Source organism: Shinella yambaruensis, assembly GCF_022899355.1.
GTDB lineage: Bacteria > Pseudomonadota > Alphaproteobacteria > Rhizobiales > Rhizobiaceae > Shinella > Shinella yambaruensis.
This window is the reverse complement of sequence record NZ_JALJCK010000006.1, coordinates 283,883-296,827: the sequence shown is the minus strand read 5'-3', so window position 1 is coordinate 296,827 and position 12,945 is coordinate 283,883. Positions and strand designations below refer to the sequence as shown.

16 protein-coding genes are annotated in these 12,945 nt (G+C 64.3%); 8 read left to right on the top strand and 8 right to left on the bottom strand.

The genetic code is table 11. From position 1 onward, the window contains the following. Nucleotides 1–22 precede the first annotated feature (22 nt). On the bottom strand, nucleotides 23–1,219 hold the full coding sequence (gene mnmA / locus MUU56_RS16470) for a tRNA 2-thiouridine(34) synthase MnmA (RefSeq protein ID WP_263194397.1): 1,197 nt from the start codon (nucleotides 1,217–1,219) through the stop codon (nucleotides 23–25). Nucleotides 1,220–1,444: 225 nt separating this feature from the next. Beyond that, nucleotides 1,445–2,194 carry a helix-turn-helix transcriptional regulator gene (locus MUU56_RS16465; protein WP_244768365.1) on the bottom strand — a complete coding sequence of 250 codons (750 nt, stop codon included), beginning with the start codon at nucleotides 2,192–2,194 and terminating at the stop codon, nucleotides 1,445–1,447. Between the two features lie 436 nt (nucleotides 2,195–2,630). Here MUU56_RS16465 and sciP point away from each other — a divergent pair, with 436 nt between their 5' ends. Then, on the top strand, nucleotides 2,631–2,906 hold the full coding sequence (gene sciP / locus MUU56_RS16460; protein ID WP_023515011.1) for a CtrA inhibitor SciP: 276 nt from the start codon (nucleotides 2,631–2,633) through the stop codon (nucleotides 2,904–2,906). Between the two features lie 65 nt (nucleotides 2,907–2,971). Here the strand turns inward: sciP and MUU56_RS16455 are convergent, their stop codons facing one another. Then, nucleotides 2,972–3,433: a paraquat-inducible protein A gene (locus MUU56_RS16455; protein WP_244768364.1), complete on the bottom strand. Its 462-nt coding sequence runs from the start codon at nucleotides 3,431–3,433 to the stop codon at nucleotides 2,972–2,974. A 141-nt stretch (nucleotides 3,434–3,574) separates the two neighbouring features. On the opposite strand from MUU56_RS16455, the gene MUU56_RS16450 reads away from it, so the two are divergent. Further along, on the top strand, nucleotides 3,575–3,856 hold the full coding sequence (locus MUU56_RS16450) for a GNAT family N-acetyltransferase (protein ID WP_244768363.1): 282 nt from the start codon (nucleotides 3,575–3,577) through the stop codon (nucleotides 3,854–3,856). Between the two features lie 84 nt (nucleotides 3,857–3,940). On the opposite strand, the gene MUU56_RS16445 is transcribed toward MUU56_RS16450, so the two are convergent. Next, nucleotides 3,941–4,291 (bottom strand): flagellar export protein FliJ, encoded by a 351-nt coding sequence (locus MUU56_RS16445; RefSeq protein ID WP_244768503.1) that lies wholly within the window; start codon nucleotides 4,289–4,291, stop codon nucleotides 3,941–3,943. Between the two features lie 527 nt (nucleotides 4,292–4,818). On the opposite strand from MUU56_RS16445, the gene ctrA reads away from it, so the two are divergent. Beyond that, complete coding sequence (gene ctrA, locus MUU56_RS16440; RefSeq protein ID WP_064331096.1) at nucleotides 4,819–5,517, top strand: response regulator transcription factor CtrA; 699 nt, start codon at nucleotides 4,819–4,821, stop codon at nucleotides 5,515–5,517. 166 nt (nucleotides 5,518–5,683) lie between these two features. On the opposite strand, the gene MUU56_RS16435 is transcribed toward ctrA, so the two are convergent. Next, entirely contained in the window at nucleotides 5,684–6,046 is a 363-nt protein-coding gene (locus MUU56_RS16435) for a response regulator (RefSeq protein WP_244768362.1), read from the bottom strand. A 115-nt stretch (nucleotides 6,047–6,161) separates the two neighbouring features. Beyond that, on the bottom strand, nucleotides 6,162–6,815 hold the full coding sequence (gene chpT / locus MUU56_RS16430) for a histidine phosphotransferase ChpT (RefSeq protein ID WP_244768361.1): 654 nt from the start codon (nucleotides 6,813–6,815) through the stop codon (nucleotides 6,162–6,164). Between the two features lie 219 nt (nucleotides 6,816–7,034). Here chpT and MUU56_RS16425 point away from each other — a divergent pair, with 219 nt between their 5' ends. The 3 genes from MUU56_RS16425 to MUU56_RS16415 all read left to right on the top strand — a co-directional run bounded on the left by MUU56_RS16425 (nucleotide 7,035) and on the right by MUU56_RS16415 (nucleotide 9,307). After that, nucleotides 7,035–7,613: a DUF1134 domain-containing protein gene (locus MUU56_RS16425; protein ID WP_244768360.1), complete on the top strand. Its 579-nt coding sequence runs from the start codon at nucleotides 7,035–7,037 to the stop codon at nucleotides 7,611–7,613. A 137-nt stretch (nucleotides 7,614–7,750) separates the two neighbouring features. After that, a complete protein-coding gene (locus MUU56_RS16420) occupies nucleotides 7,751–8,899 on the top strand; it encodes a coiled-coil domain-containing protein (protein ID WP_244768359.1) in 1,149 nt (382 codons plus the stop codon). Between the two features lie 24 nt (nucleotides 8,900–8,923). Further along, nucleotides 8,924–9,307 carry a hypothetical protein gene (locus tag MUU56_RS16415; protein ID WP_244768358.1) on the top strand — a complete coding sequence of 128 codons (384 nt, stop codon included), beginning with the start codon at nucleotides 8,924–8,926 and terminating at the stop codon, nucleotides 9,305–9,307. Nucleotides 9,308–9,342: 35 nt separating this feature from the next. Here MUU56_RS16415 and MUU56_RS16410 read toward each other — a convergent pair whose 3' ends face one another. Continuing rightward, nucleotides 9,343–10,173, bottom strand: a complete 831-nt coding sequence (locus tag MUU56_RS16410; protein ID WP_244768357.1) for a TrmH family RNA methyltransferase — start codon at nucleotides 10,171–10,173, stop codon at nucleotides 9,343–9,345. Between the two features lie 6 nt (nucleotides 10,174–10,179). Continuing rightward, a complete protein-coding gene (locus MUU56_RS16405) occupies nucleotides 10,180–10,572 on the bottom strand; it encodes a hypothetical protein (RefSeq protein WP_244768356.1) in 393 nt (130 codons plus the stop codon). A gap of 35 nt (nucleotides 10,573–10,607) precedes the next feature. Here MUU56_RS16405 and MUU56_RS16400 point away from each other — a divergent pair, with 35 nt between their 5' ends. Continuing rightward, nucleotides 10,608–11,633 (top strand): RluA family pseudouridine synthase, encoded by a 1,026-nt coding sequence (locus MUU56_RS16400; protein ID WP_244768355.1) that lies wholly within the window; start codon nucleotides 10,608–10,610, stop codon nucleotides 11,631–11,633. 258 nt (nucleotides 11,634–11,891) lie between these two features. Next, nucleotides 11,892–12,797 carry an RNA polymerase sigma factor RpoH gene (rpoH, locus tag MUU56_RS16395; protein ID WP_064331103.1) on the top strand — a complete coding sequence of 302 codons (906 nt, stop codon included), beginning with the start codon at nucleotides 11,892–11,894 and terminating at the stop codon, nucleotides 12,795–12,797. Nucleotides 12,798–12,945 lie beyond the last annotated feature (148 nt).

Below are 12,945 nucleotides of genomic sequence, written 5' to 3'. Positions count from 1 at the left end.
AGGCCTTGGCGGATGCGGGTGTTCAGGCCGCCGCCGGGGTCGACAGAATGCGCCTGAGGGCATCCTCGGCGGCCGGTTCCCGCTCGGAACGCAGGATGAAGCCGCCGCCATGGATGCGGGCGTCCTCGCCTTCGCCGGAATAGAGCGCGCAGGCCTGGCCGGGCGCAACACCCGGCTCTCCTTCGGCAAGCTCCACATAGAGGCCGCCGGGGCCGGACTTGAGGCGGGCGGGGCGCGGCGGCCGCGTCGAGCGAACCTTGGCGTAACAGTCGAAGCCCGCGGCGGCCACGGCCTCCAGGTCGCCGTCGCCGAGCCAGTTGATATCGCGCAGGTAGAGGCGGCGCGTTTCCAGCGCCTCCTTGGGGCCGACGATGACGCGGCGCGAGCGGGCGTCGAGATAGACGACATAGAGCGGTTCGCCCGTCGCGATGCCGATGCCGCGGCGCTGGCCGATCGTATAGTGCAGGATGCCGTCGTGGCGGCCGAGCACGCGGCCGTCGATATGCACGATGTCGCCGGCAAGCGCCGCATTGGGCTTCAGCTTGTTGACGATGTCGGAATATTTGCCCTGCGGCACGAAACAGATGTCCTGGCTGTCGGCCTTCTTGGCGACGACGAGGCCCATCTCCTCGGCAAGCGCCCGCGTTTCGGCCTTCGAGAGATGGCCAAGGGGGAAGCGCAGATAATCGATCTGCTCCTGGGTCGTGGCGAAGAGGAAGTAGCTCTGGTCGCGCTCGGCATCGACCGGCCGATAGAGCGCGCGGCGCTGCGGCGCGTCCGGCGCCGGGTTCGGCCGGGAGCGGATGTAATGGCCGGTGGCGAGCGCATCCGCGCCGAGCTCCTTGGCCGTGGCCAAAAGGTCGGCGAACTTGACGGTCTGGTTGCAGGCGACGCAGGGGATCGGCGTTTCACCGGCAATGTAGCTTTCGGCGAAGGGATTGATCACCGTCTCGCGGAAGCGCTTTTCATAGTCGAGCACGTAGTGCGGGATGCCCAGCGTTTCACAGACCCGGCGCGCGTCGTCGATATCCTGGCCGGCGCAGCAGGAGCCGGCGCGGTGCACCGCGGCCCCATGGTCGTAGAGCTGCAGCGTGATGCCGAGCACGTCGTAGCCTTCGCGTTTCAGGATGCCGGCCACGACGGAGCTGTCCACGCCGCCCGACATGGCGACGACGACAAGGGTATCTTCCGGCTTGCGATCGAAATCGAGACTGTTCACGCGAGGTCCGTTCCGGTGCTGCGGCGCTTGAAGGCCCGCCGCAGGGCACCTTTCACTGAGGTTTGCTTGACGCAAGGACGGCGCCCCGCAATCGGCGCGGCGTCTTTCGGGCGACATATAGAAACTTGCCGCACCGAGGGCAAGAGAAGGCCGGAAACCGCGTCTTTCCGGCCGCGCATCGGCCCGCCTTCCCGGTCCGCCGGCAGAAGCCTCACGCGAGGGAAATCAGATGAGGCGCAGGCGCAGCGCGATGGCGATCGCCTGCATGCGGTTGACCGCCTTGAGCTTGCGGGTCGCGCTCTTGAAATAGCTGCTCACCGTATAGGCCGAGATGCCGAGGATGATGGCGATCTCGTCGCTGCTCTTGCCGGCCGCCGCCCAGCGCAGGCACTCGACCTCGCGGCTCGACAGTTTCTCCCGGCTCGCCGTGGCCGCCACGAAGGTCTTTTCAAGGCACTCGAAAAGCTGGAGGGCGGCGAAATGCAGGTCCGTCAGCTCCCGGCGGGCAAGCGGGGCCTGCGTGCCGGAAAAGGCCATCAGATAGGGATCCGATGTCGTGGAATGCAAAAGGAAGGCCGTCGAGGCGGCAAGGCCGTGGCTTTCGGCAAGCGCGATCGCCTCGCCGGCCTGGCCGTTCTCCCAGTCCGACGGGGCGAGGAGCGAGCTGTCGCCCTGCACGGGCAGCTTCGTCATGCCCGTCTCGATCGCCAGCCGGCTCAGATGGAAGAGGTTCATCGCATCGTACTTGCGCACGAGATCGGCCGGCCAGTTGCTGACGATCAGCCGCTCGGCAAAACGCTGCTGCTCGTTGGCCGGGAAGCGCGACACCAGGAAGTGGCTGAAGCCGAAATGGGTGGCGCACTGGCGCATGAGGTGCAGCACCTCGTATTCGGTCTGCACGGATTCGATATTGGCCGTGGACAAGAATTCAGGCGACCAGGCCTGCTGCAGGAGCATGTTGTCTGGATCTTTCATTTTCCGTTTCCAACAGCCGGCGCGAAGGCCGGGCTCGGGTGCATTCTCGATCCGGAAAATTTAAGGCGCACCCCTTCACAAGAGCGGCGACGAAAAACGCCGCGGAAGCCATATCCCGACTGGGAACAGCTCGCGGAGGAAATTCATGGTGATGCATCCTAGGGCTTCCGGTGGCATCCATCGACGCCGCCCTTAAATTTGGGGGCGTATTAGCAGGATTTGAATAAAAGGGAAATGAAATATTTGCATGGCTCCCATGCGGGTGTTGCGCAGGGCGAGCATGGCAAACGTAAGGGAAGCCAGGGCTTCCAGCCCCGGGTACAACGGGCGAAGCCGCTCAAAAGATTAGAAAATTGTTAGCATGCGTTTAGGCAAATCTTAAATGTGGCGGGCTACAGTCCCCGGCATATGGTCTTGAGTTTATGTAGAGAGTCCAATGACCGATCTGATACGACCCCGCGTTAAATACGTCATCGGCCCCGATGGCAGCCCCCTGACGATCGCCGATCTGCCGCCGGCCAACACGCGGCGCTGGGTGATTCGCCGGAAGGCAGAAGTCGTCGCCGCCGTACGTGGCGGGCTCTTGAGCCTCGAAGAAGCCTGCGAGCGTTATACGCTGACGGTCGAAGAATTCCTCTCCTGGCAGTCCTCCATCAACGATCACGGCCTTGCCGGCCTGCGCACCACGCGCATTCAGCAGTACCGCCACTAACCGTTTCATTTCCGATCAAGACCCCTACGGCTGCGCCCCGCGCGGCCGTAGTTTCGTTTGAGGGGTCAAGCGCCGCGCTCGGTCGGGCGCAGCTTCATCTGCAGAAGGCCGGTCATGATCGCCGAGGCGGCGTAGAACCAGAGGCCGGGCTGGGTGAAGGCCGAGGCCATGCCGCTCGTCTTCGCCGCGACGATGACGAGCGCCACCAGCATCACATCCATCATCGACCATTTTCCAAGGATGGGCAGCAGCCGGGCGAGCCAGTTCGCCTTGTCCTCCGGCGGCGTCGGCGCGGTCGCCTCCAGCGCGATCGCGAAGAGCTTGATCACCGGGAAAACGATGGAGAACAGCGCAACGAGCACCGCAAGCCCCCCGCTCCCCTGCCCCCAGAGCGAGACGACGATATCGATCAGCGAGGGCGTCTCGTCGAAGAAGTAGAGTTTTTCGAAACGCACGAGCGGCAGGACGAGGCCGAAGGCGAGGAACAGCGCAGAGAACACGAGAAGGGCGGGAACGACAAGGATCATGGCAGGTCATCGCTGGTTTCGATGCCCCTGCATAGCACCGCGGCGACGCGGATGCAGCACAGTCTGTTCACATCCTGCACGGTTGCGGGAGGGCGCAGGACAGGAAAGGATGGCACCAAAGCAACGAGAGCGAGGACCATCATGGACATCACGAGCGAAGAGACCGGCTCGAAGGGCCGCTATTCCGCCACCGTCGACGGGCACGAGGCGGAGGTGACCTATTCACGCGCCTCCCCGCAGCTCGTCATCGTCGACCATACCGGCGTGCCGGATGCGCTGCGCGGCAAGGGCGTCGGGCAAGCCCTGGCGGCCCATGCGGTGGAAGAGGCACGCAAGGGCGGCTGGAAGATCATGCCGCTCTGCCCGTTCTTCCGCGCGCAGGCCATGCGCCACAAGGAATGGCACGACGTCGTCAATCTCTGACACGGTCTCCCCTCAAAAAAACGCGAAGAGCCCTCGTGAGCGGTCTTTCGGCCGCTCGCGAGGGTTCTTCAGAACCGGACCGGGTCAGGCGCGCAGCCGGACCGCGTTGTCGCGCTCTTCGAGCGCCGAAGCCTTGGCGAACTCCGCCTCCGCCTCTTCCAGCGCCAGTTCGGCCGCGTCCTGCTGCACCTTCAGTTCCCGGATCGAGACCTGGAGGTTGTCGGAACGCTGGCGCGCCGCCTTGGCGAAGGTGGGGTAAGCGAAGTGGTTGGGATCGGTGATCCCGGATTTCTTTTCCTCGATGGCGATCTGGCTTTCCAGTTCCTTCGACATCCGTTCGAATTCAGACATCATCAACTGAAGCTGGGCCAGCTGCCGCCTCTTCTCTTTCACCTGAAATTCCTTCAGGCGAACTAGGCTCTCACGCGACTTCATACGCAATACTCCCGTGGATAGCGAGACCCCGGCATTGGAGCGAACGACCGCCAAAACACGGCAACCGTTCACCCGGCATTCCAAATCAGTGCCCGAAGCGCGGCGTTTCACCGCACGCCGGAGACCGGCATTGAGCCCGAAACCCGGCAAAACGCGCCGGGCCCGCGAAAAAATTCAGCGATATTAATAAAACCCTACCGCTGGTAACCTTTCGTTTACGGGCATCGTTAATCATAGGTGCGATGATTTAAGGCTCAGTAAATGCGGTTCGCTAAAAAACGGGTGCGTCACATTGATGAGTCGAAAGAGTCGGTTAACCGTGCTTCTTAAAGAGACAGTTTAAGAGTCACATTTCCGATTCATCCATGAAATCAGGGGGCTGCCTAAAATAATTAACAGATCGATACACCTTGCCAAAGGGAATCAGGATTTGTTAACCAATTCGTGGCAGCCTCCAAATCAGGCAACGACTGGATCCGTATCGCGTAGGGGGCCAGGTACCTTGAGCGGCGGAAAAGGGGACAGATATGCGGGTTCTACTCATTGAGGACGACAGCGCGACGGCGCAGAGCATCGAACTGATGCTGAAGTCCGAAAGTTTTAATGTGTATACCACCGACCTCGGCGAGGAAGGTGTCGATCTCGGCAAGTTGTATGATTATGATATCATCCTGCTCGATCTGAACCTGCCCGACATGTCGGGTTACGAGGTTCTGCGCACGTTGCGCCTGTCCAAGGTCAAGACGCCGATCCTCATCCTCTCCGGCATGGCCGGCATCGAGGACAAGGTGCGCGGCCTCGGCTTCGGCGCCGACGACTACATGACCAAGCCGTTCCACAAGGACGAGCTCGTCGCCCGCATCCACGCCATCGTACGCCGCTCCAAGGGGCACGCCCAGTCGGTCATCTCGACCGGCGAGCTCATCGTCAATCTCGACGCCAAGACGGTCGAGGTCGGCGGCCAGCGCGTCCACCTGACGGGCAAGGAATACCAGATGCTCGAGCTGCTCTCGCTGCGCAAGGGCACGACGCTCACCAAGGAAATGTTCCTGAACCACCTTTACGGCGGCATGGACGAGCCGGAACTGAAGATCATCGACGTCTTCATCTGCAAGCTGCGCAAGAAGCTGGCGAACGCCGCCGGCGGCGCGAACTATATCGAGACGGTCTGGGGCCGCGGCTATGTGCTGCGCGAGCCCGACGGCGACTATCTCGAAAGCGCCTGACCCGGTCCTCCTCCCCTTTTCCGCTCAAGATTTCGACCCGCCGCTTGCCGGCGGGTTTTCCTTTGTTCGAGTTGGTTGTGGGCGGGGCGAGACATCGACAAACGAAAAACGCGGCCGGCTCCTCAAGAGCGGCCGCGTTCAAACGGTCAGTCCGGTGGTCGTCGTCTCAGGCGGCGGCCGAGAGGCTGCCGAAGACTTGGGTCAGGATCTTGCGGTCGAAGGGCTTGAGCAGGAAGTCGTCCGCGCCGGCGCGTTTGCCCATCATCATCTTCTTCAGGTCCGCCTCGACCACGCAGTAGTAGATGCGCACCGACTTGCCCTGCGGCAGGTTGCGGACATTGCCGATGAGTTCGAGAGCCCCGTCCATCGTCGAATCGACGATGAGGATATTGGGCAGCTCCGCCTCGCAGCGCACAAGGGCTTCCAGCGAGCTCGACGCTTCCAGCACAAGGAAATCGAAACCGGAGAGAATACGTTTGCCGACCTTACGGACGACGTCGGAACCATCGGCGATCATCAACCGCTGCATTCGCTGCTCCTAGGTCTCCCGCCCGTTAAGCGGGAACAATACAAGGTGCAACTCTACCGCCGACTGGCAAACAAAGCGTTAGCGGCCATGGTTAACGGGCCATGGCCGCCATCGATCATTCCGAGGCCGGAACGACCCGGGCCGAGAAGACGATCTCCTCGGGGCTCACGGCGACGTCGAGCGCCATGCCCGCCTCATCGGCGAGCAGCACGGTGTAATAAGGCTGGATGGAATGGGCATCGACCGCCTCTTCCGGCGTGCCGGAGAGGATTTCCGTGAACTTCGGCGGCACGCGCAGCATACGGCCCCTGGCGACGAGCTTGAAGGTGGCGTCGAATTCCGGATTGTCGAGCGTCACGTCGATCGAGCCGCCGCGCGGAATGGCACCGTAGGCGACGAGGAACAGGTTGAGCAGCAGCTTGACCCGGTTCTTCGCGACGATGGCACGCGGCCCGGTCCAGGTGATCTCCGTCTTCTTCTCGGCGGCGGCGAAATCGCGCGCGGCCTTTTCGGCCTCGCCCGTGTCGATCGACGCACCGACCGAGCCGGAGGCGCCGAAGGCAAGCCGCGCGAATTTCAGCCGCACGGAGGCATTGAGCGCGCTGGTGCGGATGAGGTCCATCGCGTCGGCATCGGCGCCACCCTCGTCAAGCAGCTCCAGCCCGTTGTTGATCGCCCCGACAGGCGAGATGACGTCATGGCAGACACGGCTGCACAGAAGCGCTGCCAGGTCGGGACCGGTCAGCGTAAGGTTCGGATTTTTCGCCATAAATTTCTCCCAGATCCACGCATCACTTCACGCGGACGGCCCTAGCATGGGCACATTCGCGGGCATCCTGCGCGACGCATAGCACGCGGGAATTGCGCGAGGCGTGCCCGATTTGAAGACAGCCATAATGACACCACATTTGGTAAACCGATTGTTAAGACGATCGGATCAAATTGCAGCATGGAACGGGGCCGATACATGAAGGAAGGCGAGCGGGACATGGGTGTTTCAAATCTGGTCACGATCGCGCTCAGGATCGTAACAGCGGCGATCCTGGCGCTTTTCACGGTTCTGCCGGCACAGGCGCAGCAGAACGGCCAATATTCCATGCAGGAGATCGTCGACGCTGGCCACGGCTTCTTCGGCTCGACCTCGGGCGGCCTTGCCAAGGTGGTCGAACGCGCCTTCGAATCCTACGGCCTGCCCAACGGCTATATCCTCGGCCAGGAAGGGTCCGGCGCCTTCGTCGCGGGCCTGACCTATGGCGAAGGCACGCTCAACACAAAGAATGCCGGCCAGCATTCGGTGTTCTGGCAGGGCCCGTCGCTCGGCCTCGACTGGGGCGGCCAGGGCAGCCGCACCATGATGCTCGTCTACAACCTGCCCGACGTCAATTCGCTCTACGAGCGCTACGGCGGCGTTTCCGGCTCGGCCTATGTGATCGCCGGCGTCGGCATGCAGGTCAACGTCAACCGCGACGTCGTGCTCGTGCCGATCCGCACCGGCGTCGGCGCCCGCCTCGGCATCAATGCCGGCTACCTGAAGCTGACGCGCGAGCCGACCTGGAATCCCTTCTGAGAATGAAAGGGCGCCCTCGCCCGTCCGGTTAACCGAGAGTTGATTTCTGGTGGAGGGCCCCTCCCGCAAGGTTGGACGAGCCGCTATAGTGGGCTCGTTCGAGCCCGTTTGGGGCCAGTTTTGGAACGAGTGGACCCGTGATCGAGTATGCCCTTCTCTTCGCGCTCGGCTTTCTCGCCGCCACGCTGACCGGCCTGCTCGTCGCGCCGGCCGTCCAGAAGCGCATCGTCAAGTTCACCGAGAACCGCATGCGCGCCACCATGCCGCTGAGCCCGCAGGAGGTGCGTGCCCAGAAGGACATGGCCCGCGCCGCCTATGCCGCGGAAAACGCCCGCCTGTCGGAAGGGATACGCCGCGAACGGGAAAAACACACGCTGGAAATGGTGCGCAACGAGAAGCTGCTGGCGCAGGCCGCGGCGATCGGCACGGAAAATGCCGAACTGCACGCCCAGATCGCCGACATGAACATCGAGGCCGGCGATATGCGCTCCGCCCTGCGGCGTGAGGAAATGAAGGGCGAGCAGCTCAAGACTGCGCTCGCGACCGCGGACCGTGAAATCCGCGGCAAGGTAGCCGATATCGAGGCGCTTCACGCCCGCATCCACCACCTCGAAGCCGATCTCGACGCCATGAAGATCGATCTCGCCACCCGCGACACGACGATGGAAAACCTGAAGAGCCGGATCGGCAATCTCAAGGACGAGCGCGACAGGCTGCGCGAGGATCTCAAGACGGCGAACCAGAGCGCTAAGGCCCTGGAAGTGCGCCTGTCGCGCGAGGAGGGCCGCGTGCTCCAGCTCGAAACACGGCTGACGCGCGAGCTTGCCGGCAGTGCCGACAAGGACAATGCGATCGAACGGCGCATCGCGGAAATCAACCGCCTGCGCGACAAGGTGAAGACGTTGACAGCGGAAAACAAGGAAGCGGTGAAGGCCGTGCGTTCCACGGAGCTTGCCCGCACCATCGCCGCAAGCCGGCCCTCGCCCCGGCGTGCCGACAAGGTCGCACCGCCGCCGATCGACATCGCCGCGCTGGAAGAGGACGTGCGCAACCAGGGTACCGCCCTCTCCGAACGGCTGATGGCGGCGAAGACCGGCGAGAACGATGCGGCGTTGCGCGAGGAGATGGCCGATCTCGCCAGCAAGATGATCGTGCTGACCGCTACCCGCGAGGGTGCCGGTTCGCCGGTGCACGATCTTATCGCCACGATCGACCCCGCCCTCGACGGCGATGAGCGCAGCCTTGCCCAGCGCGTGCGCGAGCGGATCGGCCGCGACGAAGCATAGCCTGTCGCGGCGGAGGAGTGCGAGATGAAGGCAGCAATCCTGGCCCTGCTCATCGGCGTCACCGGCGCGACGGCCCCCTCGCCCAGACAGGCAGCCAGCATCGACGGGCGCTATTGCGGCCGCCTCTGGAGCAACGGCGTGCTGGTCGAGGCGATCACGGTGCTGAAGCTTGCCGGCGACGGCCGGCTGGGCGGAACCTATGAATTCGTCGACGGCGGCGGCCGAACCTCGGGCACCCTGAGCGAGGACCCGCCCGGCGAGGGCCTTGCCCGCACGCTCGACTGGCAGGACATGTACGGCAGCGGCAAGCTCTCCATCACCCTCAGCCCGGATTTCAACGGCTTCACCGGCACATGGCAGGACCAGACCGGCGGGCCGAACGAACTGTGGGACGGCGTTCGCTGCTGAGGGGCACTGCGAACAACGGAAGGGCCTGCGAGCGCCTACGCGATACGCCCCATGGCAAGCGCGATCTGGTAGAGCGCGATGCCGCTCGCCGTCGCCACGTTCAGGCTGTCGAGCCCCGGCCGCTGCGGAATGCGCGCCGTGCGGAAGGAGGAAAGAATGGCCTCCGGCAACCCCTCGCCCTCCGTGCCGAGCACGAGCGCGATGCACCGCGCAGCCGGGATCTCCGCCACCGGCACCGCACCGCGCGGCGAGAGTCCCCAGATCTCGAATCCTCTTTCCGCAAGGCCGGCGAGCATGGCCTCGGCGCCGGGGCCTCGGGAAAACGGCACGCTCAGCACCGAGCCGACGGAGACGCGGATCGCCTTGCGGTAGAGCGGATCGCAGGAGGTCTCGTCGAGGAACACCGCATCCGCGCCGAAGGCGGCGGCATTGCGGAAGATCGCGCCGACATTGTCATGGTTGGACAGGCCGCAGCCCGCAAGCACGAGGCTCGTTTCCGGCAGGCGGCCGAGAAGCGCGGCCCCCTGTTCCGGCGGCGGCTTGCGGCCGAGCGCCAGCACGCCGCGATGCATGTTGAAACCGGCGATCGCATCGAAGACCGCGGCCGAGGCGACATAGACCGGCACTGTCTCCGGGAAGGAGGCCAGCACATCGGCAACGCCTGCAAGGCGGTTTTCGAGCAGCAGGATGGCCTCGGCGGCAAACCCGTTCTTGCGGGCCGAAACCCCGCCGAGCATGCGCAGCACCACCGTGCCCTCGGCAATGAACAGTCCGTCCCGGCCCGTCAGGTCGCGCTCGCGGATCGAGACGAAACCCGCGATGCGCGGATCGGCGGGATCCTCGATCAGGGTCGGCTCCGCCGCCATGCCCGGTCAGTTGCCTGCGATGGCGACCTCGGCGACGATGCGCCCGGCCGCGATGTCGAAGAGGAACGCCTTGCGCGCGCCGTCGGCCATCACGCCGTAGAACAGGATCTGGCCGCCGGAATTGGAGACCGCCGAGACGGCGAAGCCATCGGGCAGCGTCGCGGTCGCCTTGACCGGTGCATCGCTCGGCACGGCCAGGGCGCTGCCGGACGAGGCGACGGCTTCCGGCTTGCCATCCCGCGCGTTGATCTTATAGACAATGGCCGCAAGCACCGCCATGAACATCAGGAGCATGATGCCGCCCGAGACCAGTTGCAGGCGCATCATCTTGCGACGAACATTTTCCATCACCGGGTCGAGCGGCTTGTCTTCCTGATCGTCGTTTTCGATGTTGGACATGGCAGGCGCCCTTCCGGCAATGAGTGTAGTGAACGATGACCGACCCCTTTAAAGAAGCCGACGCCACAAGAAAAGTCCTGACGGTGCCGGAAGACGCCGAAGGGCGCATCGACGCCTGGCTCGCTGCCACGCTTGCCGGCGATTTCTCGCGCAGCCGCATCAAGGCACTGATCGAGGAAGGAGCCGTTCACGTCAACGGCGCGGCCATCGGCGAGCCGAAGCGCAAGATCCATCCCGGCGACCGCGTCGAGATCGCCCTGCCGGAGCCGCGCGACCCCGAGCCGAAGGCCGAGGACATCCCGCTCGACGTGCTCTACGAGGACGACGACCTGATCGTCATCTGCAAGCCGGCCGGCCTCGTCGTCCATCCCGGCGCCGGCAACTGGACCGGCACGCTGGTCAATGCGCTCATCCACCATTGCGGGACGAGCCTTTCCGGCATCGGCGGCGTGCGGCGCCCGGGCATCGTGCACCGGCTCGACAAGGAGACGAGCGGCGTCATGGTCGCCGCCAAGAACGACGCCGCGCACCGCCACCTCTCCGACCAGTTCGCCGACCACGGCCGCACCGGCCCGCTGGAACGCGCCTACCAGGCCGTCGTCTGGGGTCGGCCCCGCCAGCTCAGGGGCACGATCGACGCCCCGCTCGGCCGTGGCATGGACCGCACCAAGCGCGCGGTGAAGCGCGAGGACGCCGACGATGCCCGCGAGGCGATCACCCATTACGAAGTGGTCGAGCGCTATGGCGAGACCGAGGACGGCACCAGCCTCGCCTCCCTCGTCGAGTGCCACCTCGAAACCGGCCGCACGCACCAGATCCGCGTGCACATGGCCCATATCGGCCACCCGCTGATCGGTGATCCGGAATATGGCGGTGCCTTCAAGACCAAGGCCAACCGGCTGCCGGACGAGGCGCGCGACGTGGTGAACGGGTTCCACCGCCAGGCGCTGCATGCCTTCCTGCTGCAGTTCGAGCATCCCTCGACGGGCGAGACCCTGCATTTCGAAGCCCCGCCGCCGGCGGATCTGGCCCGCCTGATCGGGGCGCTGCGGGCCGTCTAGCACGCCGCCGCCCCTTGATTCTCGGGCGCTGGACCCCATTTGAGGGATGTGTCGCAAAATCCGTTCCGCCCGTCCCGCCTTCACGCAGCCGTGAAGCTTGCGGAGCCTTGAAACATTGTTTCGCCACACCTATCTGTAGGATCAGTGGGGTCGCCATGACCCACGGGGAGCATGGTTGCTGACGGGGATCCGGTTTTCAGGATCAGGCTCCGTACCAAGGCTTGCCGGAATGGAAGCCGTCTCAGAAAGGGGTGCTGAATGGCCCGCAATACGCTGCCGTCGATCACGGCCGGAGAAGGTGGTCTCAACCGCTATCTCGATGAAATCCGCAAGTTTCCCATGCTTGAGCCGCAGCAGGAATACATGCTCGCCAAGCGTTACCAGGAGCACGGCGACCGCAACGCCGCCCACCAGCTCGTGACGAGCCACCTTCGTCTCGTGGCGAAGATCGCCATGGGCTATCGCGGCTACGGCCTGCCGATCGGCGAAGTCGTCTCCGAAGGCAATGTCGGCCTGATGCAGGCCGTGAAGAAATTCGACCCGGAACGCGGCTTCCGCCTTGCCACCTATGCGATGTGGTGGATCAAGGCCTCGATCCAGGAATATATCCTGCGCTCGTGGTCGCTGGTGAAGATGGGCACCACCGCCAACCAGAAGCGGCTGTTCTTCAACCTGCGCCGCATGAAGGGCAAGATCCAGGCGATCGACGACGGTGACCTGAAGCCCGACCAGGTGAAGGAAATCGCCACCAAGCTGAAGGTCTCGGAAGAGGAAGTCGTTTCGATGAACCGTCGCCTCACCGGCGACGCCTCGCTGAACGCGCCGATCAAGGCCGGCGAGGGCGAATCCGGCCAGTGGCAGGATTGGCTCGTCGACGACCACGACAGCCAGGAACAGACGCTGATCGAGCAGGACGAGCTGGACACCCGCCGCGCCATGCTGGCGCGCGCCATGGGCGTCCTCAACGAGCGCGAGCGCCGCATCTTCGAGGCCCGCCGCCTCGCCGAAGACCCGGTGACGCTGGAAGAGCTCTCCGCCGAGTTCGACATCAGCCGCGAGCGCGTCCGCCAGATCGAGGTCCGCGCCTTCGAGAAGGTACAGGAAGCCGTGCAGAAATACGCGGCCGAACAGGCCCGCGCCGTGCGCGTCATCGAAGACGCCTGATAGAGGCGGCCATCCGACCATGAACAGGCCCGGCAGCGATGCCGGGCCTTTTGCTTGAGGCTTGCCGCATCGGCGCTTCGCCGGTCCATCCTTCGGGCAGCGCATCACGGGGCGGGCAGCGCGCCGGATTTTGCCGTGCGTGGTATTG